Here is a 16,207-nt window from a genome sequence, read left to right on the forward strand (position 1 = left end):
ATGACGAACATATTGAGCGTTGAGAACATCGAACTCTATTACGACCACATCTATGCGCTGAAAGGCGTGTCCATCGATGTGGCCGAAGGCGAGACCGTCGCGCTGATCGGCGCGAACGGTGCGGGCAAGTCCTCGATCCTGCGGGCAATCACCGGGCTTCGGCCCCTCAAGTCCGGGCGGATCCTCTACCAGGGCGAACGGCTCGATGGCGCATCGGCGTCGGACATCGTCCGCCGGGGCATTTCCATGGTGCCGGAAGGCCGCCGCGCCTTTCCGCTGATGTCGGTAAAGGACAATCTCCTGATGGGTGCCTTTACCCGCACCGACAAGGCCGAGATCGAACAGACCCTGGAAAGCGTGCTGACGCGGTTTCCGCGGTTGCGCGAACGGTATCACCAGCAGGCCAGCACCATGTCCGGCGGCGAGCAGCAGATGATGGTGATCGGCCGCGCCCTGATGGCCCGCCCCAAGCTCCTGCTTCTGGACGAACCGTCGCTCGGTATCGCCCCGAAGCTCGTGCAGGATATCGCGCGCGCCATCGTCGCGATCAGCCGCGACGAGAAGGTTTCCATCCTCCTCGTCGAGCAGAACAGCCGCATGGCGCTGTCCATCTCCAATCGCGCCTACGCGCTTTCCACCGGATCCATCGCGCTGTCAGGCAATTCCAGGGAACTGATGAACGACGATCGCATCAAGGCTGCCTACCTCGGAGGCGAACTCTGACATGAAAATTCTCGTCGTCAACCCCAACACGACCGCTTCGATGACGGCGCATATCGGGAAGGCGGCGCGTGCCGCCGCCTCTCCCGGCACGCAGGTGACCGCAATCAATCCCGTCCACGGCCCCGTCTCGATCGAAGGCTATTTCGACGAGGCGATGAGCCTGGCCGGCCTGCTCGACACGATCCGCCGCAATCCGGATTGCGACGCGGTCGTCATCGCCTGTTTCGACGACACGGGCCTCGACGCCGCCCGCTGCCTGACCGACAAGCCGGTGATCGGCATCGGCGAGGCCGCCTATCATTTCGCGTCGATGATCTCGAACAAGTTCACCGTCGTGACCACGCTCGCCCGCTCGGTGCCGGCGCTGGAACACAATCTCGCCCGCTACGGGCTCGATGTGCGTTGCGCCCGCGTGCGCTCCTCGGAAGTCGCCGTGCTGGAGCTCGAACAGCCTGGCTCCAACGCCCGCCAGAAGATCAGCGCCGAGATCGGGCTGGCCATCGGCGAAGATCGTGCGGAAGCGATCGTGCTCGGCTGCGCCGGCATGGCGAGCCTCGCGGCGGACCTTGCCGCCGAACATGGGCTTCCCGTTCTCGACGGCGTGTCCTGCGCGGTGAAGCTGGCCGAAGCGATGGCCGGCCTCAATATCCGCACCTCCCGCCTCGGCGGTTACGCCCCGCCGCCGCCCGCCAAGCTGGCGGGTGTTTTCCCCGCCGTGGCCGGCTAGGCGTCGCCCCGCCACGCATCCCCGAAATCACCGAAGGCAGTCCAACCACCATCGACCGGCAGGACGGCACCGGTAATGCCCGACGCTGCCGGCGATGCGAGAAAGGCCACGGCCGCCGCCACTTCCTGCGCGGCGATCAACCGGCCGATCGGCGTGCGACGGCGCAGCGTCGGCAGGTCGATGCGCCCAGCATCGGCGAGCTTGCGGACAAGCGCCGTTTCCACGAAGGCCGGCGCGACCGCATTGACCCGCACGCCCCTGCCCGCCCACTCGCAGGCCATGGCCCGCGTCATGGCGACGATACCGGCCTTGGCGGCGCCATAGGCGTTGCGCTTCGGCAGGCCGGTGATCCCTGCAATGGAGGACAGGTTGACGATGGCGCCCGATCCCCGCGCAACCATGCCCCTGCCGACTTCACGCGACATCAGGAAGGTGCCCGCCAGATGCACGTCGAGCACCTTGCGGAAGGCATCGATGCCCTGCTCCAGCGTCGGCAGGTGGCTGTCACCGATGCCGGCATTGTTGACGAGAACGTCGAAGGGTGCGGTAGACGCCGCCGCAATCGCCTGCGCCTCGTCGGTGATGTCGCAGGCAAGGCCCCGATGCCCCTCGCCCAGCTCGAGTGCCCGCGCCGCGGCCTTCTCGCCGTCGAGATCGGCGATGGTGACGCGATAGCCGGCACCCGCCAGCGCCTGTACGATGGCAAGCCCGATCCCGTCGGCGCCGCCGGTGACGAGCGCGTGTTTTTCCTCACGCATAGCCGGGCCTCGGCACCAGCCCCATCAGCGTCTGCGACAGGCCGCCATCGACCACAATGTCCTGCCCGGTGACATAGGAGGCACGCGGCGAGGCGAGGAACAGCGCGACATCCGCCATGTCCTTCGGCTCGGCGATCCGCCCGAGCGGCACCATGGCCTCCCGCTTCGCCTTCACCCCGGCATCGCGGTAGAAGGGTTCGGAGAGGGGTGTTCGCACAAGGCCGGGGCTGACGGTGTTGGAACGAATCCCCTTCGGACCCCATTCATAGGCAAGTTGGCGCGAGAGCATCAGGATCGCCGCCTTGGAGGCCGAATAGGCGCCGCTCGCCGGCTGCGGATGCGTGCCGGCAATGCTCGCCACATGGACGAGCGTGCCGCCGCCGCGCGCAATCATGCTCCTGCCGAAGGCTTGCGCAGCCGCGAGATAGCCATTGAGATTGACCGACAGCATGGCCGACCAGTCGGCCTCGCTCACGCTTTCGAGCGGGCCCGGCCGCAGGATGCCGGCATTGTTGATGAGAATGTCGGCCCCGCCCTCTGTCTCTGCCTCTACCGTCTCCGCAGCCGCGGCGATCTCGTCGCCTTTGGAGAGGTCACAAGACAGCACGAAAGCGCCGTTGCCGAGTTCGTCCGCAAGCTGCCGGGTGCGCTCCTCGTTACGGTCAAGCAGCACGACACGCACGCCCTCGGCCGCAAAGGCCCGCGCCAGAGCCTGGCCGATCCCGCCTCCCGCGCCCGTGATGACGGCGGTCTTTCCGTCCAATCCAAGCCAGCTCATGCGGCTTCCTCCCTCTTCGTCGCATCGGGCGCGATGCCCGCAAGGTAGCGGCCGGTGATCCAGCCGAAGGTCATGGCCGGGCCGAGCGTGATGCCGGCGCCGGGATAGTTGCCGCCCATGATCGACGCGCGGTCGTTGCCGACGGCAAACAGGCCGGGGATGACGGCCCCCGCGCGATCCAGCACTTCGCCGGGCACGGTGGTTTTCAGGCCGTCGAAGGTGCCGAGATCGCCCATCTCCAGCTTCACCGCGTATAACGGCCCCTGTTCCACGGGCGCAACGCAGGGGTTCGGCTTGTTTTCGGGATCGGCGAGATAGCGGTTGAACGAGGTCTCGCCGCGATGAAACGCCTCGTCGCGTCCCTCCCGTGCTCCGCGGTTGAAGTCGGCCACCGTCGCCTCCAACGCGGCGGGATCGATGCCGCAGGCCTGCGCAAGCTCTGCCAGCGTGCGGCCCTTCTTGAGATAACCGGAGCGCAGCCAGAGGGAGAGCGGCATCGGCGCGGGCTTGGCATGGCCGAGGCCGTATTTGCGGATGGTGCGATGATCGCAAATCAGCCAGGCGGCGGCCTCGCCCGAGGCGATCATCGCAGCCCCCACATCGTGATAGCTCTCGCTCTCGTTCGTGAATCGCTTTCCGTTGGAAAGCACAGCGATCATGCCCGGCTTGTAGCGGTCGAGCAGATGCGGAAAGACACCCTGTCCGGGCACCCGGCTGACCGGCATCCAGGCCGCGGGTTGCGGAAATTCTGCGTCGAACGCACCGCCCACGGTTTCCCCGAGACGAATGCCATCCCCGGTATTGCCCTCCGGCACCGGCGAATAATGCCCCGCCTGGCCGGACCTGAGATGGGCAAAGACATCGGCCCGCCGCGCGAGGTCCTGCGCATAGCCGCCGCAGGCCAGCACGACGCCACGCCGGGCGCTGATGGTGCCCGGCTCGGCACCGCCGACCTCCGCCCCAGTCACGCGGTCGCCCTCCTTGACGAGACGAAGAGCCGGCGTTTCCGTCAGGATCGGGATACCGAGATCGAAACAGCTTTTCGCCAGTCGCGCAGCAAGCGCATTGCCGCTCGTCACCTGCACGCCGCGTCCATGGCGCACCACTTCACCCGCATGGGCGGCAAGCCGCTTCAGAACATAGGCGAACGACGTCAGCGATTTCGTGGCATTGAAGAAGTGCTTGATGTCCGCATTGGACGAATTGAACATCATGCCCATGAAGGTGATCGTCGAGAGCGGCGGGCGCAGGCGCTTCAGGTTGTCACCAAGCGCGCTCGTGTCGAAGGGTTCTGCAAGCACGGAGCGCCCGACATCCGCGCCGCCATCCACCGTCGGATGGTAATCGGGGTAGAGCGTCGGCACGAATTTGACGGCGGTCTGCCTCTCGAACCAGTCGAGCATCTTCGGCCCGGCATCGAGAAAGGCATCGACGGCGCCCTCGTCGAACCAGTTCCCCGTCTCCGCCTTCATGTAGCGACGTGCGGCCTCGCGCGTGTCGGCGGGATTGTTGACCTTGCCGTGGCGGTTGCCGGGTATCCACAGAACGCCACCGGAGAAGGCGGTGGTTCCGCCAAACACCGGCTCCTTCTCGATGACGATGACGGAGAGACCATGTTTCTTCGCGACGATGGCCGTGGCGAGACCGCCGGCACCCGAGCCTATGACCAGCACATCGCAGACGCGCCCCTTCTCCTCAAGCCGCTCCATCGGTTCCTCCCTGTCATGAATGGCAGGACATCTTGCTACGCCGCGGCCCGGGCCGAACCAATGGACGCACCCGTGGAATTGTTGCACAATTCGATCGGGAGAAACCGGGGAGGAGAAATGGCGAACGGCACCGGGCGCAGCATTCCGCACTACTATCTCTATGGCGATCAAGGCGCAGACGTCGAACTCGACTTCCTGCATGTCGAGCCGATCCGCGACCGCAGCGGCCCCAACGATTGGAGAATTCGTCCGCATTCCCACCCCGATCACATGCAGGTTCTGCTGGTGAAAAGCGGCGGCGGCTCCATCCGCATGGAAGAACAGGTGCTGTCGATCCCCGCCCCCGGCATCCTCGTCGTGCCGGCCGGGATCGTGCACCAGATCGACTTCAACCCCGGCACCGACGGCTTCGTCGTCACCGCCGCGCTCGGCTGCCTCAAGGCCGCCTCGGCATCCGATGCACGCCTGGCCCACGCATCGGAACGGCCGGCCGTCTATCCGCTGGAGGGCACCGGCGTCTCCATACCAGCCGTCATGGAAACCTTCGAGTGGATGCACCGCGAGTTCATCTGGTCGGCACCCGGCCGACGCACGGCGATCATGGCGCAGTTCATGCGCGTGCTCGTCGTGGTGCTCCGGCTGAGTGTCTCCCATGACGATCCCGGCATTGCCGCGCCCGACCGCGACTACGATCTCCTCGTTCGATATCGGGGCCTTCTCGAGGAGCATTTCCGCAACGAACGCTCGCTGGCCTTCTATGCCGGCGACCTCGCCGTCACCCAGGCGCGCCTGAATGCGGCCTGCAAGGCCAGGGCCGGCAAGACGGCCTCCGATCTCCTCTACGAGCGCATCGTGATCGAGGCGAAACGTTACCTCGTCTATACCGAAAGCAGCGTGGCGCAGGTGGCGCATCTCACGGGCTTCGACGATCCCGCCTACTTCAACCGCTTCTTCACCCAGCGCGTCGGCCTCTCGCCCGGGGCGTTCCGCAAACAGGCGCTGCATCACGACAGCTGACGGCCCGACCTGGTATCGTCCAATCTTTCCGACGCTCCGTCCATTTCCCAAATCGGTCCCCATGGTCAGTTTGCGCACCATGGGAGACAGACATGATCCATGAGTGGCGAAGCTACCGCCTGAAGCCGGGCGCGGCGGGCGATTACCTTGCACTGCTGGCCGACGAGGGACTGCCGCTGGTCACGCGGCACCTGCCGCTTGTCGGCTACTGGCTGGGCGAGACCGGCCCGCTCAACACCATCCACCACCTCTGGTCCTATGCCGACTGGGCCGAGCGCGAGGCCTGCCGCGCGTCGCTCGCCACCGAGGCGGCCTGGGTTGAAGGCTTCATTCCCAAGGCCTTCACGCTGGTGGAGGAACAGGAAAACCGCTTCCTTCAAACGGTGGCATCTTCCGCTGCCTTCGAGGCCGTCGTTGCGGGCAGGCGAAAACCGCATCCGGCGCGGGCGACGGGCGCGCCGCTCTTTGCGCCGGCCTGCGCCGCGCTCGTGTCCGGCGAGCCGATCGACGGTGCGGTTGCGACATGGAGGGTGATTTCCGGCCGGGCGGCGGGCTCCCTCTCGCTTCTGCCACGCAGCCCCGATCCCGTTCCGTCCATCCCTCTGGCGGAGGGCAGCAGCCATATCGTGCTGCGCCCGCTTGCCTTTTCACCGCTGTAATTTCGGGAGCGAATGCACCATGCGTCATCAGGTCGTCATCATCGGCGGCGGGCCTTCGGGCCTGTTGTTGTCTCTTCTTCTGCGTCGCAAGGGGGTGGATGCCGTCGTGCTGGAACAGCGCACGCGCGCCTATGTGCTCGCCCGCATCCGGGCGGGCGTGCTGGAACAGGGCCTTTGCGACCTGCTGCGCGAGGCCGGCGTCGGCAAGCGGCTGGATGCCGAGGGCTTCGTGCATGACGGCACTCTGCTTGCCGCCCATGGCACACAGGTCCATATCGATTTCAAGGCCCTGACCGGCAGTTCCGTGACGATCTACGGCCAGACGGAGGTGACGCGCGACCTCTATGACGAACTGGACCGCACCGATGCGCCGGTCTACCACGAGGCGGAAGGCGTGGAGATTCACGGTGCCGATAGCGACGCGCCCTATGTGACCTTCACCCATGGCGGAACGAGCTATCGCATCGACTGTGATTACATTGCCGGCTGCGACGGCTTCCACGGCGTCAGCCGCAGGACGATCCCCGAGACGACGCGCCGCGACTATGAGCACGTCTATCCATTCGGCTGGCTCGGCATCCTCTCCGAGACGAAACCGCTGCAGCACGAGCTGGTCTATGCCGGCTCGGACCGCGGCTTTGCGCTGTGCTCCATGCGCAATGCCCATCTCAGCCGCCACTACCTGCAAGTGCCGCTGACCGACAAGCCGCAGGACTGGAGCGACGACGCCTTCTGGGCGGAACTGCGCCGTCGCCTGCCGGCGGAACTGGCGGAAAGCCTGGAAACCGGCCCCTCGATCGAGAAATCCATCGCGCCGCTGCGAAGCTTCATCTCCGAACCGATGAGCTGGGGAAGGTTGTATCTGGCCGGCGATGCCGCCCATATCGTGCCGCCAACCGGTGCCAAGGGCCTGAACCTTGCCGCCTCCGATGTCTATTACCTGTCGCGGGCGCTGATCGCCCACTACGCCGGCGACGATGGTCATCTCACGTCCTACTCCGCCACCGCGCTCGCCCGCGTCTGGAAGGCCTCCCGGTTCTCCTGGGCGATGACGCGCATGCTGCATGTCTTCCCGGACGAAGGCGAATTCCTTCGCCGCATGCAGGGGGCGGAAATGGAGTATCTCGCAGGCTCGCCGGCGGCACAGACGGCGCTCGCCGAGAACTATGTCGGCCTGCCCTACTGATCAGGCCAGCATCGACGCGAGTTCGGCCTGCCGCTTCAAGAGCGCCGGTAGATAGCGCTCGACGATGGCCGCCATCGGTTCCGCGGTCGCGGCAAGCCCGACATTCAGCGCGGCGATCGTTTTGCCGCGCGACGTGCGCAACGGCACGGCGATGGAGCGCAGGCCGGTTTCCACCTCCTGATCGATGGTCGCGAAGCCGAGCCGGCGCACATCCTCCAGCGCCGCCATCAGCGCGGACATCTCCGTTACCGTGCGCTCGGTGCGGGCCACGCGCGGGGACGCCTCCAGCAGCGCCCGCGCCTCATCCTCAGCGCGCGCGGCGAGCAGCACGCGTCCCATCGAGGTGCAATAGGCCGGCAGCCTCGAACCCGGCATCAGCGCGATGGACATCACCCGCTGCTGGGCGGCGCGGGCCACATAGACGATTTCCCATTCGTCGAGGATCGATACCGACGTGCTCTGGCCGATCTCCTCCGACAGACGGTCGAGCGTCGGCTGGACGATGCGCGGCAGCGGCATTGTGGCAAGACAGCCCGTGCCGAGGCGCAGGATACGCGGGGTGACGGTGAAGAACTTGCCGTCATAGGCCGCATAGCCGAGTTCGGAAAGCGTCAGCAGACAGCGCCGCGTGGTGGCACGGTCGAGCCCGGCGATGTCGGCCGCTTCGGCAATGGAAAGGCGCGGGCGCTCGGCGCTGAAGGCCTCGATCACCTTCAGCCCCTTGGCGAGGCCGCCCATCATGTCCCGTTCCTTCACCGTCATCGGCGCATCCTGGTTTGTGCGATATTCGAACAAAAGTCATATAACGCACAAATTGATTGCCGTCGAACGCTTTTGCGCCTTTAGTCCCAGCCGAAAACGGCGGCTCAGCCGTCGCATGGAGGTTTGGAACATGGACAAGACAATCGCGAGTGCGGCCGAGGCCGTCGCCGGGATCGGCGATGGCGCAACCGTCATGATCGGCGGCTTCGGCGGCTCGGGCGCGCCGATCGAGCTGATCCACGCCCTGATCGATAAGGGCCCGAAGAACCTGACCGTCATCAACAACAATGCGGGCAACGGCCGCATCGGCATTGCCGCGATGATCGATACCGGGCTCGTGAAGAAGATGATCTGCTCCTTCCCGCGCTCGTCTGACCCCCGTGCCTTCACGGAAGCCTATCTCGCCGGTAAGGTGGAGCTGGAACTCGTGCCGCAAGGCACGCTCGCCGAGCGCATCCGCGCCGGCGGCGCCGGCATTCCCGCCTTCTACACGCCCACGGGCTACGGAACGGAACTGGCCGAAGGCAAGGTCATCGCCGAATTCGATGGCCGGGCCTATGTGCAGGAGCGCTGGCTCAAGGCGGACTTCGCCATCGTCAAGGCACATGTCGGCGACATCCACGGCAACCTCACCTACAACAAGGCCGCGCGCAACTTCAATCCGCTCATGTGCATGGCCGCGGCCAAGACCATCGCGCAGGTCTCGAAGATCGTGCCGCTCGGCGGCATCGACCCTGAGCACGTGGTGACACCGGGCATTTTCGTCGACGGCGTCGTCGAAATCGCCAATGCGCAACAGGAAGAAGTCCTCATCCGGTCGGGAGCCGTCTACGTATGACCGTCGAAACCACCGAAGACCTCAAGCTTTCCAACGCCCAGATCGCCTGGCGCGCGGCGCAGGACATCCGCGACGGCGCCTATGTCAATCTCGGCATCGGCTTTCCCGAAATGGTCGCGCGCTACCAGCCGCCCGGCCGGCAGGCCATTTTCCACACGGAGAACGGCATCCTCGATTTCGGCGAACCGCCGGCCGAGGGCGAAGAGGACTGGGACCTGATCAACGCCGGCAAGAAGGCCGTGACGCTGAAGCCCGGCGCCTCCTTCTTCCACCACGCCGACAGCTTCGCCATGGTGCGCGGCGGCCATCTCGACGTCGCCATCCTCGGCGCCTACCAGGTCGCCCAGAACGGTGACCTCGCCAACTGGCGCGTCGGCTCCAAGGGCGTGCCCGCCGTCGGCGGCGCCATGGACCTGGTGCACGGCGCAAAGCAGGTCTTCGTCATCACCGAACACGTCACCAAGGACGGCAAGCCCAAGCTGGTGGAAGCCTGCACCTTCCCGCTGACCGGCGTCGGCTGCATCACGCGCGTCTATACCAGCCTCGCCGTGATCGACATCGTGGACGGCCGCTTCGTGCTGCGGGAAAAGCTGCCGGGCCTCTCCTTCGAGGATCTCCAGGCCAAGACCGGTGCAAAGCTGCACACCGATGGCCCAGTCGCCGACCTCGTCGCCCCGGAACTGTGAGGATATCTAGATCATGACCGACGTCTTCATCTGCGATTACATCCGCACCCCCATCGGCCGTTTCGGCGGTGCGCTGTCCTCCGTGCGCGCCGACGATCTCGGTGCCCTTCCGCTCAAGGCGCTGCAGGAACGCAACACATCCGTCGATTGGGAAGCCGTCGAAGACGTGATTTTCGGCTGCGCCAACCAGGCGGGCGAGGACAACCGCAACGTCGCGCGCATGTCGCTGCTGCTGGCGGGCCTGCCGGTCTCGGTGACCGGCACGACCGTCAACCGTCTGTGCGGCTCGGGTATGGATGCCGTCATCATCGCCGCACGTGCGATCAAGGCCGGAGAAGCCGAACTGATGATCGCCGGCGGCGTGGAAAGCATGAGCCGGGCCCCCTTCGTCATGCCCAAGGCCGACACCGCCTTTTCCCGCAAGGCCGAGATCCATGACACGACCATCGGCTGGCGCTTCGTCAATCCTGTCATGAAGGCGCTCTATGGCGTCGATTCCATGCCGGAGACGGGCGACAATGTCGCCATCGACTACAAGGTCTCGCGCGAGGATCAGGACGCCTTCGCCGTCCGCAGTCAGGAAAAAGCCGCCGCCGCACAGGCCAACGGCCGTCTCGACAGGGAAATCGTGCCCGTCAGCATTCCCCAGAAGAAGGGCGATCCGCTGAGCGTGGCGCAGGACGAACATCCGCGCGCCACCAGCCTGGAGGCGCTCGCCAAGCTGAAGCCGGTGAACCGCATGGACGGCGCGACCGTCACCGCTGGCAATGCCTCCGGCGTCAATGACGGCGCAGCTGCGCTCATCATCGCCTCGGCAGCGGCCGCGAAGAAGTACGGCCTCACCCCGATCGCCCGCATCGTCGGTGGCGCGACGGCGGGTGTTCCGCCACGCATCATGGGCATCGGCCCGGCACCGGCCTCGCAGAAGCTGCTCAACCGCATCAACTGGACGGCGGGCGATCTCGACGTCATCGAACTCAACGAAGCCTTTGCCTCCCAGGGCCTTGCAACGCTCCGCCAACTCGGGATCGCCGATGACGACCCGCGCGCCAACCCGAACGGCGGAGCGATCGCGCTGGGGCATCCGCTCGGCATGTCCGGCGCGCGCATTGCCGGCACCGCAGCCCTCGAACTCTCGCTCACCGGCAAGTCGAAGGGGCTGGCGACCATGTGCATCGGCGTCGGCCAGGGCATTGCCATCGCCCTCGAAAGGGTCTGAGCACCCGTTTTTCAAGTCCGTGCCATCGATCGCCGCACACGGTTTCCGCGTGCGGCCTTTTCGTGCTCGCTTTCCGTGAGGAAAGACCTTGACTGCACAGCACGCAAGGTCAAAATGGAATAACAATCCATAATGGAACGCGCATGAGCACGCTTGAAAAATCCTTGAACATCATAGAGCTTTTGGCCGTCAAGCCGGGCGGGCTTTCTGTTTCCGCCATCGCAGGCAAGGTCAACCAGCCTGCAAGCGGGGTGCACCGCACGCTCAACGAGCTGATACGGCTAGGCTATGTCCGCCAGGTGCAGGATCAGGGCGATTATGCGCTGACCATGAAGCTTGCAGCCCTCGGTGTGGGCTTCCTGGGCAGGACCGGCGTCGGCGATGTCGCGCAGCCTATTCTCGACCGGCTCGCCCAGGCCAGCGGCGAACTCATTCGTCTTTCCGTGATCGACGGCGACGACCTCATCTGGGTGGCTGTGGCGCAGGGTGCGACCGGCGGCCTGCGTTATGACCCGGGCCAGGAGCAGGGCGTGGTGGTGCATCTCGCCTCCAGCGCGGGCGGGCAGGCCTGGCTGTCGGCGATGAGCGACGAGGAAGCGCTGGAAAGGGTTTCGCGGCAGGGGCTGATCGATTCCACCAAGCCCACGGGACCGGGCGCGCCGAAGACGATCGCAGAGCTGCTGACCGTTCTCGCCGAAACCCGCAAGCGCGGCTATGCCGTATCGATCGACAGCTATATCGTCGGCATGGCGGCCATGGCCGTGCCGGTCTTCGGCAACGACCGGGTGATCAGCTGCCTGTCGATTGCCGGCCCCGCCGTGCGCATGACGCCGGAGCGCATGAAGGAGCTTGCGCCGCATCTCGAACAGGCCGCACGAGAAATCGGCATGTCCGCCACCGGATCGCGTTATTTTCCCGGACTGCACAAGCGGGACTGACCCCGCAACGAAAGACGCCCCTCCAGCCGGAAGGGGCGCTTTTATTGGCATCAGATCCTTATTTCAGCGGCGAGTTCGCCGTCGGGAAGGCGATGGTGGATTGCATGTCCGTCGTCAGCCATTCCGGTCCGCCCTTTGGCGGCCACACGCCCTGCGTAACGGAATCCGCACGCACCTGCCCGCGCTCGTTGACCGAGGCGAAAGGCCAGATATGCGTCATGCGCGGCTTACCATCGATACCGTACATGCAGATCATCAGTTTCGACAGTTCGGTGCGCGCCGGCACCGCCGCTTCCCACGCCCGGATCGTCGGCTCCAGGCCGCCGGTCTTCAGGACATAGGTGCGGAACTCGTAGGCCGGGCCGAAGCGGCCGGTCTCGACCGGCGGCAGGAACGGAAAGGGCGCGTATCCTTCCAGCGTGAGCCCCGTCAGCCACTCGGCGGAACCGAAAGGATTGGAAGCCCTGAGCGTGCGTTCGCGCTCTCCGTCGTAATCCGCCACCGTGTCGAAGCCGCGCAGCACGAGCACGCGGTTGAGCACGCCGATATCGGCATAGAAGATGCCGAGCAGCCTGCCGTTGCCCTCACCGGCAAAGGCTTCGATGGCCGGCGCGGCCTTGGCCGCAGCGCCCATGGTGGTCGAGAGTGTCGCGATTTCATAGCGTTGCATTCTGTTTCCTTTCATCCGTCATTGCGCCGGCGCTGTCGGCCAGCGTGCCGGCGGCGTGCTTGGCCACACGCCAGCCAAAAACCAGGGCCGGGCCGAGCGTCGTGCCCGGGCCAGGATAGGTGCCCCGGAAGATCGAGGCGAGATCGTTGCCGCAGGCATAGAGGCCGGTGATCGGCTCGCCGTCCTCATCGAGCACGCGGCCGAATTCGTCGCCGGAAAGACCCGCGCTGGAGGCGAGATCGGCCGGACGCACCGCCATGGCGTAATAGGGTCCAGCGCCCACCGGGCCGAGGCAGGGGTTCTTGCCGCCCGACGCGGCGTCGCCATTGAAGCGGTTCACGACGCTCGATCCACGCCCGAAGTCTTCATCGACGCCCGAGGCCGCGGCGCGGTTGTAGCTCTCGACCGTGGCGGCCAACGCCACGGGGTCGCACTGGATCTTGCCGGCAAGCTCCGTGAGCGTGTTCGCCTCGATGACATAACCGGCCTTCACCATCGCCCTGAGGTTCCTCGCGCCGGGCAGGATCATGCCCATGCCGTAGCGGCGCATGAACGCGGCGTCACAGACGAGATGCGCCGGAATGGCGCCCGTGGCGATCTGGCCCATGGCGAAGTCATGATAGGAATTGGCCTCGTTGACGAAGCGCCGGCCCTTCGCATCGACGGCGAACAGTCCGGGCTTGGCGCGATCGAGGATGATATGCGGCCAGACGGCCAGCGTTCCATCGGGCCGGCGATAGGACGAGCAGGGCATCCAGAGGGCTGGGCTGTCGCCGCCATCCTCGAAGCGCGCGCCGATGGCCATCGCCACATCGGCACCGTCGCCCGTATTCGTGACCGGGCCGAGCGCATAGTCGCGCGTCCCCTGCGGAAACAGCCGCGCGCGGAGGGCCTTGTTCCAGCACACGCCGCCGGTGGCCAACACCACGCCCTTGCGCGCGCGAATGCGGCGCGGGCCTGCAGCGCCCTCCAGAACGGCGCCGACGACGCGCCCGTTCTCGACGATCAGTTCCTTCAGGCCACTTTCGAACAGGATCGGAACCTTCGCCTTGCGCAGGCTGTAGAGCAACCGGGCCACCAGCGCATTCCCCATGAGCAGCCGCGTGCCGCGCTTGTAGCGCAGCCGGTCGAGCATGTAGCCGCCGACGATGGCGATGGTGGTGCGAAGATTGGCGAGGGATGCGAAGGGCGCTAGCAGCGCGCCGACCTCGGCACGTCCCACCATCATGCCGCCCAGTCCCATGAATTCGCCGCGCGGCGGGCGCACGCGCTCGAAATCCTCCCGGCTTAGCAGACGTCCGTCGAAATTGATCGGGCCGAGCGCCCGGCCGCCATAGGCGGCGCCGGGACCGTCGAGATAATCGGGATGGGCCGCGGCGGCTACGAATTTCACGTCGGTCCTGCGGTCGAGCTCCTCGATTGCCACGCGGCCGGATGTGAGGAAGGCTTCGCGCAGCCGCGCGCCGCCACGATTCGCGACGACGGACTCCAGGAAGGCCCGGGCGTCGTCCACACGGTCTGGTACGCCGGCAAGCTCGGAAAGATGCGTACCGGGCACCCATGTCGTGCCGCCGGATGTCGAGGTCGTGCCGCCAACCTGCGCTGTCTTTTCCGCGAGGACGACATCCAGCCCTTCCAGCCGTGCGACGAGAGCGGCCGTCATGCCGCCGGCCCCGGCGCCGCAGACGAGAAGATCAACCTCCTCCAGACCGTCAGGATTGCGATTGGACGGCATCTTGCTCTCCTTCATGCCTTGCCTCTTGCGCCACATCGCCCGCGGCAATGGTCTCGGCGGCCAGGAAACCGAATGTCATGGCCGGCCCGAGGGTGATGCCACCGCTCGGATAATGGCCGCCCATGATGCTGTTCATGTCGTTGCCGGTCGCATAGAGCCCCGGCACCGGCCGCCCTGCCCCGTCCAGCACGCGCGCCCTTGCATCCGTTTCGATGCCGGCAAAGGTGCCGAGGCTGCCGGGCACGATCTTCACGGCGTAGAACGGCGCCTTGACGATGGGCGCGAGGCAGGGGTTCGGGCGATGATCGGGGTCGCCCTGCGCCCGCTGGTACGGCGTCGTCCCGCGATGGAAGTCCGGGTCTTCGCCCCGCGCGGCATTGCGGTTGAAAGCCTCGACGGTCGCGACAAGCCCGACCGAATCGATCCCGCAGCGTTTCGCGAGTTCCGCGATGGTCGGCGCCTCGATGAGATAGCCGTTGCGCAGCCAACGGCCGAACGGAACCGGAGCGGGCTTCACGGCCCCCAGGCCGTAGCGGCGAAGAAAATGGCGGTCGCAGACCAGCCACGAGACGGCCGGCGTTCCCGGCGCCGTGGCCGCGATCATCTCGCGGACATAGTCGTGGTAGGGCCCGCCCTCGTCGGCAAAACGCCGGCCGGACGCCATGACCGCGATGATGCCGGGTTTGCCGCGTTCGATGAGGTGCGGGAAGCGTCCCAGGCTGCCGTCGGGCCGCGGCACCAGCGAGACGGGCGCATAGGCAGCGGCATCGGTCATGGTACGCGACACGCGGCCGCCCGCGCTTTCGGCGAGCCGCAGACCATCGCCGCTATTGGTGACGGGTGCGGCCGAATAATGCGGCGTGCCCTCCTGCACATGCGGCAGAAGGGCCTGAAGACGATCGGCATCGTTCGGAAAACCGCCCGTCGCCAGAACGACACCGCGCTTGGCCACGACATGGACGGGGCCATCGGGCGTTTTCAAAACGGCACCCGTGACACGGGGACCGTCACGAAGCAGGTCATGGGCCCCGGCATTCGGCCACAGCCGGACCCGCCGGTCGGCGGCGGACCGCAGGAGGCGGCCGACCAGCGCATTGCCGTTGACGAGCTGCATGGCACGGCGGTGAAAGACCAGATCGCGCGCATGCTTGAGCACGCGGCCCGTCACATAGGCGAAGGCCCGAAGCGATCGGGTCGCCGTCAGGAACATGCGCATGTCCACGCCCGAGCCGATGCCCATGCCGAGCAGCGTGGTCTCCGGAATGGGTTGGCGCAGACGCCCGGCGAGCCCGCCCAGCGCCCGCCCGTCATAGGGCGCAGCGACGACGGAGCGCCATCCCTTGGCGGCGCCGGGCAGATTGCCGTGGAAATCCGGCATGGCGCTGCCCGGCAGGAAGTGCACGGCCGTGTTCTTCTCGAAGAAATCCAGCATGCGCGGCGCGGCTTCCAGATAGGCGTCGATCATGCCGGCATCGTATCGGTTGCCGAGGATGTGGCGCAGATAGGTCCGCGGCCCTTCCGGATTCTCGCCCTTGTTGGCCGCAACGGCATGCGGCGCGTTCGGCACCCAGAGCCAGCCGCCGGAGAAGGCGGTTGTGCCCCCGAAAGTCTCCGTCTTCTCGGCGACGATCACATCCAGGCCGTGATGCGCGGCAGCCACGGCGGCCGCAAGACCGCCCGCACCGGAGCCGATCACCAGTACATCGCATTGCGCATGGCGTGGCGTCTCGGCGCGCGGCGCGGCCTTATCGGCACGCCCGTCATCATCGGACCGCGCGTCCATTGCCCTCATCCCTGCCTCC

16 protein-coding genes are annotated in these 16,207 nt (G+C 66.3%); 9 read left to right on the forward strand and 7 right to left on the reverse strand.

Going from position 1 to position 16,207, the window contains the following annotated elements:
* Both K6301_RS12700 and K6301_RS12705 read left to right on the forward strand, forming a co-directional pair.
* On the forward strand, positions 1 to 723 hold the full coding sequence (locus K6301_RS12700) for an ABC transporter ATP-binding protein (protein ID WP_134646193.1): 723 nt from the start codon (positions 1 to 3) through the stop codon (positions 721 to 723).
* Between the two features lies 1 nt (position 724).
* Entirely contained in the window at positions 725 to 1,450 is a 726-nt protein-coding gene (locus K6301_RS12705; protein WP_247217406.1) for an aspartate/glutamate racemase family protein, read from the forward strand.
* Here K6301_RS12705 and K6301_RS12710 read toward each other — a convergent pair.
* Genes K6301_RS12710 through K6301_RS12720 form a run of 3 tightly spaced genes read right to left on the reverse strand, consistent with a single transcriptional unit; the run spans position 1,447 to position 4,695 of the window.
* On the reverse strand, positions 1,447 to 2,208 hold the full coding sequence (locus tag K6301_RS12710; RefSeq protein WP_247217407.1) for an SDR family NAD(P)-dependent oxidoreductase: 762 nt from the start codon (positions 2,206 to 2,208) through the stop codon (positions 1,447 to 1,449). The two genes, K6301_RS12705 and K6301_RS12710, sit on opposite strands and share 4 nt — an antisense overlap.
* A complete protein-coding gene (locus K6301_RS12715) occupies positions 2,201 to 2,986 on the reverse strand; it encodes an SDR family NAD(P)-dependent oxidoreductase (RefSeq protein WP_247217409.1) in 786 nt (261 codons plus the stop codon). Before K6301_RS12715 ends, K6301_RS12710 begins: the two co-directional genes overlap by 8 nt.
* The gene (locus K6301_RS12720; protein ID WP_247217411.1) at positions 2,983 to 4,695 is read right to left on the reverse strand and encodes an FAD-dependent oxidoreductase; all 1,713 of its coding nucleotides are present in this window, start codon (positions 4,693 to 4,695) and stop codon (positions 2,983 to 2,985) included. Before K6301_RS12720 ends, K6301_RS12715 begins: the two co-directional genes overlap by 4 nt.
* 117 nt (positions 4,696 to 4,812) lie before the next feature.
* On the opposite strand from K6301_RS12720, the gene K6301_RS12725 reads away from it, so the two are divergent.
* The 3 genes from K6301_RS12725 to pobA all read left to right on the forward strand — a co-directional run bounded on the left by K6301_RS12725 (position 4,813) and on the right by pobA (position 7,557).
* Positions 4,813 to 5,712 (forward strand): helix-turn-helix domain-containing protein, encoded by a 900-nt coding sequence (locus K6301_RS12725; protein WP_247217414.1) that lies wholly within the window; start codon positions 4,813 to 4,815, stop codon positions 5,710 to 5,712.
* 92 nt (positions 5,713 to 5,804) lie between these two features.
* Positions 5,805 to 6,371 carry an NIPSNAP family protein gene (locus K6301_RS12730; protein ID WP_247217415.1) on the forward strand — a complete coding sequence of 189 codons (567 nt, stop codon included), beginning with the start codon at positions 5,805 to 5,807 and terminating at the stop codon, positions 6,369 to 6,371.
* 19 nt (positions 6,372 to 6,390) lie between these two features.
* Entirely contained in the window at positions 6,391 to 7,557 is a 1,167-nt protein-coding gene (gene pobA, locus K6301_RS12735; RefSeq protein WP_247217417.1) for a 4-hydroxybenzoate 3-monooxygenase, read from the forward strand.
* Here the strand turns inward: pobA and K6301_RS12740 are convergent, their stop codons facing one another.
* Positions 7,558 to 8,319 (reverse strand): IclR family transcriptional regulator domain-containing protein, encoded by a 762-nt coding sequence (locus K6301_RS12740; protein ID WP_247217420.1) that lies wholly within the window; start codon positions 8,317 to 8,319, stop codon positions 7,558 to 7,560. It abuts the gene before it with no gap.
* A 130-nt stretch (positions 8,320 to 8,449) separates the two neighbouring features.
* Here K6301_RS12740 and K6301_RS12745 point away from each other — a divergent pair, with 130 nt between their 5' ends.
* The 4 genes from K6301_RS12745 (at position 8,450) to K6301_RS12760 (ending at position 12,000) form a co-directional block, all read left to right on the forward strand.
* Positions 8,450 to 9,157 carry a 3-oxoacid CoA-transferase subunit A gene (locus tag K6301_RS12745; protein ID WP_247217423.1) on the forward strand — a complete coding sequence of 236 codons (708 nt, stop codon included), beginning with the start codon at positions 8,450 to 8,452 and terminating at the stop codon, positions 9,155 to 9,157.
* Positions 9,154 to 9,843: a CoA transferase subunit B gene (locus K6301_RS12750; protein ID WP_247217425.1), complete on the forward strand. Its 690-nt coding sequence runs from the start codon at positions 9,154 to 9,156 to the stop codon at positions 9,841 to 9,843. Before K6301_RS12745 ends, K6301_RS12750 begins: the two co-directional genes overlap by 4 nt.
* Positions 9,844 to 9,856: 13 nt before the next feature.
* Positions 9,857 to 11,062, forward strand: coding sequence for a 3-oxoadipyl-CoA thiolase (gene pcaF, locus K6301_RS12755; protein ID WP_247217427.1), 1,206 nt, complete (start codon positions 9,857 to 9,859; stop codon positions 11,060 to 11,062).
* 143 nt (positions 11,063 to 11,205) lie between these two features.
* A complete protein-coding gene (locus K6301_RS12760; RefSeq protein ID WP_247217429.1) occupies positions 11,206 to 12,000 on the forward strand; it encodes an IclR family transcriptional regulator in 795 nt (264 codons plus the stop codon).
* Between the two features lie 58 nt (positions 12,001 to 12,058).
* Here the strand turns inward: K6301_RS12760 and K6301_RS12765 are convergent, their stop codons facing one another.
* Genes K6301_RS12765 through K6301_RS12775 form a run of 3 tightly spaced genes read right to left on the reverse strand, consistent with a single transcriptional unit; the run spans position 12,059 to position 16,197 of the window.
* Positions 12,059 to 12,670, reverse strand: coding sequence for an NIPSNAP family protein (locus K6301_RS12765; protein ID WP_247217431.1), 612 nt, complete (start codon positions 12,668 to 12,670; stop codon positions 12,059 to 12,061).
* Positions 12,657 to 14,420 carry an FAD-binding protein gene (locus tag K6301_RS12770; RefSeq protein WP_247217433.1) on the reverse strand — a complete coding sequence of 588 codons (1,764 nt, stop codon included), beginning with the start codon at positions 14,418 to 14,420 and terminating at the stop codon, positions 12,657 to 12,659. The genes K6301_RS12765 and K6301_RS12770 overlap by 14 nt, the downstream gene beginning before the upstream one ends.
* On the reverse strand, positions 14,383 to 16,197 hold the full coding sequence (locus K6301_RS12775; protein WP_247217435.1) for an FAD-dependent oxidoreductase: 1,815 nt from the start codon (positions 16,195 to 16,197) through the stop codon (positions 14,383 to 14,385). Before K6301_RS12775 ends, K6301_RS12770 begins: the two co-directional genes overlap by 38 nt.
* Positions 16,198 to 16,207: the final 10 nt, after the last annotated feature.

Source organism: Shinella oryzae (assembly GCF_023038235.1).
In the GTDB taxonomy this organism is placed as follows: Bacteria; Pseudomonadota; Alphaproteobacteria; order Rhizobiales; family Rhizobiaceae; genus Shinella; species Shinella sumterensis.

What these genes read in the sequence shown, in the direction of transcription:
- K6301_RS12765 (WP_247217431.1), bottom strand. Translation starts at nt 12,670, where the DNA reads ATGCAACGCTATGAAATCGCGACACTCTCGACCACCATGGGCGCTGCG.
- pcaF (WP_247217427.1), top strand. Translation starts at nt 9,857, where the DNA reads ATGACCGACGTCTTCATCTGCGATTACATCCGCACCCCCATCGGCCGT.
- K6301_RS12770 (WP_247217433.1), bottom strand. Translation starts at nt 14,420, where the DNA reads ATGAAGGAGAGCAAGATGCCGTCCAATCGCAATCCTGACGGTCTGGAG.
- K6301_RS12715 (WP_247217409.1), bottom strand. Translation starts at nt 2,986, where the DNA reads ATGAGCTGGCTTGGATTGGACGGAAAGACCGCCGTCATCACGGGCGCG.
- K6301_RS12700 (WP_134646193.1), top strand. Translation starts at nt 1, where the DNA reads ATGACGAACATATTGAGCGTTGAGAACATCGAACTCTATTACGACCAC.
- K6301_RS12730 (WP_247217415.1), top strand. Translation starts at nt 5,805, where the DNA reads ATGATCCATGAGTGGCGAAGCTACCGCCTGAAGCCGGGCGCGGCGGGC.
- K6301_RS12760 (WP_247217429.1), top strand. Translation starts at nt 11,206, where the DNA reads ATGAGCACGCTTGAAAAATCCTTGAACATCATAGAGCTTTTGGCCGTC.
- K6301_RS12750 (WP_247217425.1), top strand. Translation starts at nt 9,154, where the DNA reads ATGACCGTCGAAACCACCGAAGACCTCAAGCTTTCCAACGCCCAGATC.
- pobA (WP_247217417.1), top strand. Translation starts at nt 6,391, where the DNA reads ATGCGTCATCAGGTCGTCATCATCGGCGGCGGGCCTTCGGGCCTGTTG.
- K6301_RS12745 (WP_247217423.1), top strand. Translation starts at nt 8,450, where the DNA reads ATGGACAAGACAATCGCGAGTGCGGCCGAGGCCGTCGCCGGGATCGGC.
- K6301_RS12710 (WP_247217407.1), bottom strand. Translation starts at nt 2,208, where the DNA reads ATGCGTGAGGAAAAACACGCGCTCGTCACCGGCGGCGCCGACGGGATC.
- K6301_RS12740 (WP_247217420.1), bottom strand. Translation starts at nt 8,319, where the DNA reads ATGACGGTGAAGGAACGGGACATGATGGGCGGCCTCGCCAAGGGGCTG.
- K6301_RS12720 (WP_247217411.1), bottom strand. Translation starts at nt 4,695, where the DNA reads ATGGAGCGGCTTGAGGAGAAGGGGCGCGTCTGCGATGTGCTGGTCATA.
- K6301_RS12775 (WP_247217435.1), bottom strand. Translation starts at nt 16,197, where the DNA reads ATGAGGGCAATGGACGCGCGGTCCGATGATGACGGGCGTGCCGATAAG.
- K6301_RS12725 (WP_247217414.1), top strand. Translation starts at nt 4,813, where the DNA reads ATGGCGAACGGCACCGGGCGCAGCATTCCGCACTACTATCTCTATGGC.
- K6301_RS12705 (WP_247217406.1), top strand. Translation starts at nt 725, where the DNA reads ATGAAAATTCTCGTCGTCAACCCCAACACGACCGCTTCGATGACGGCG.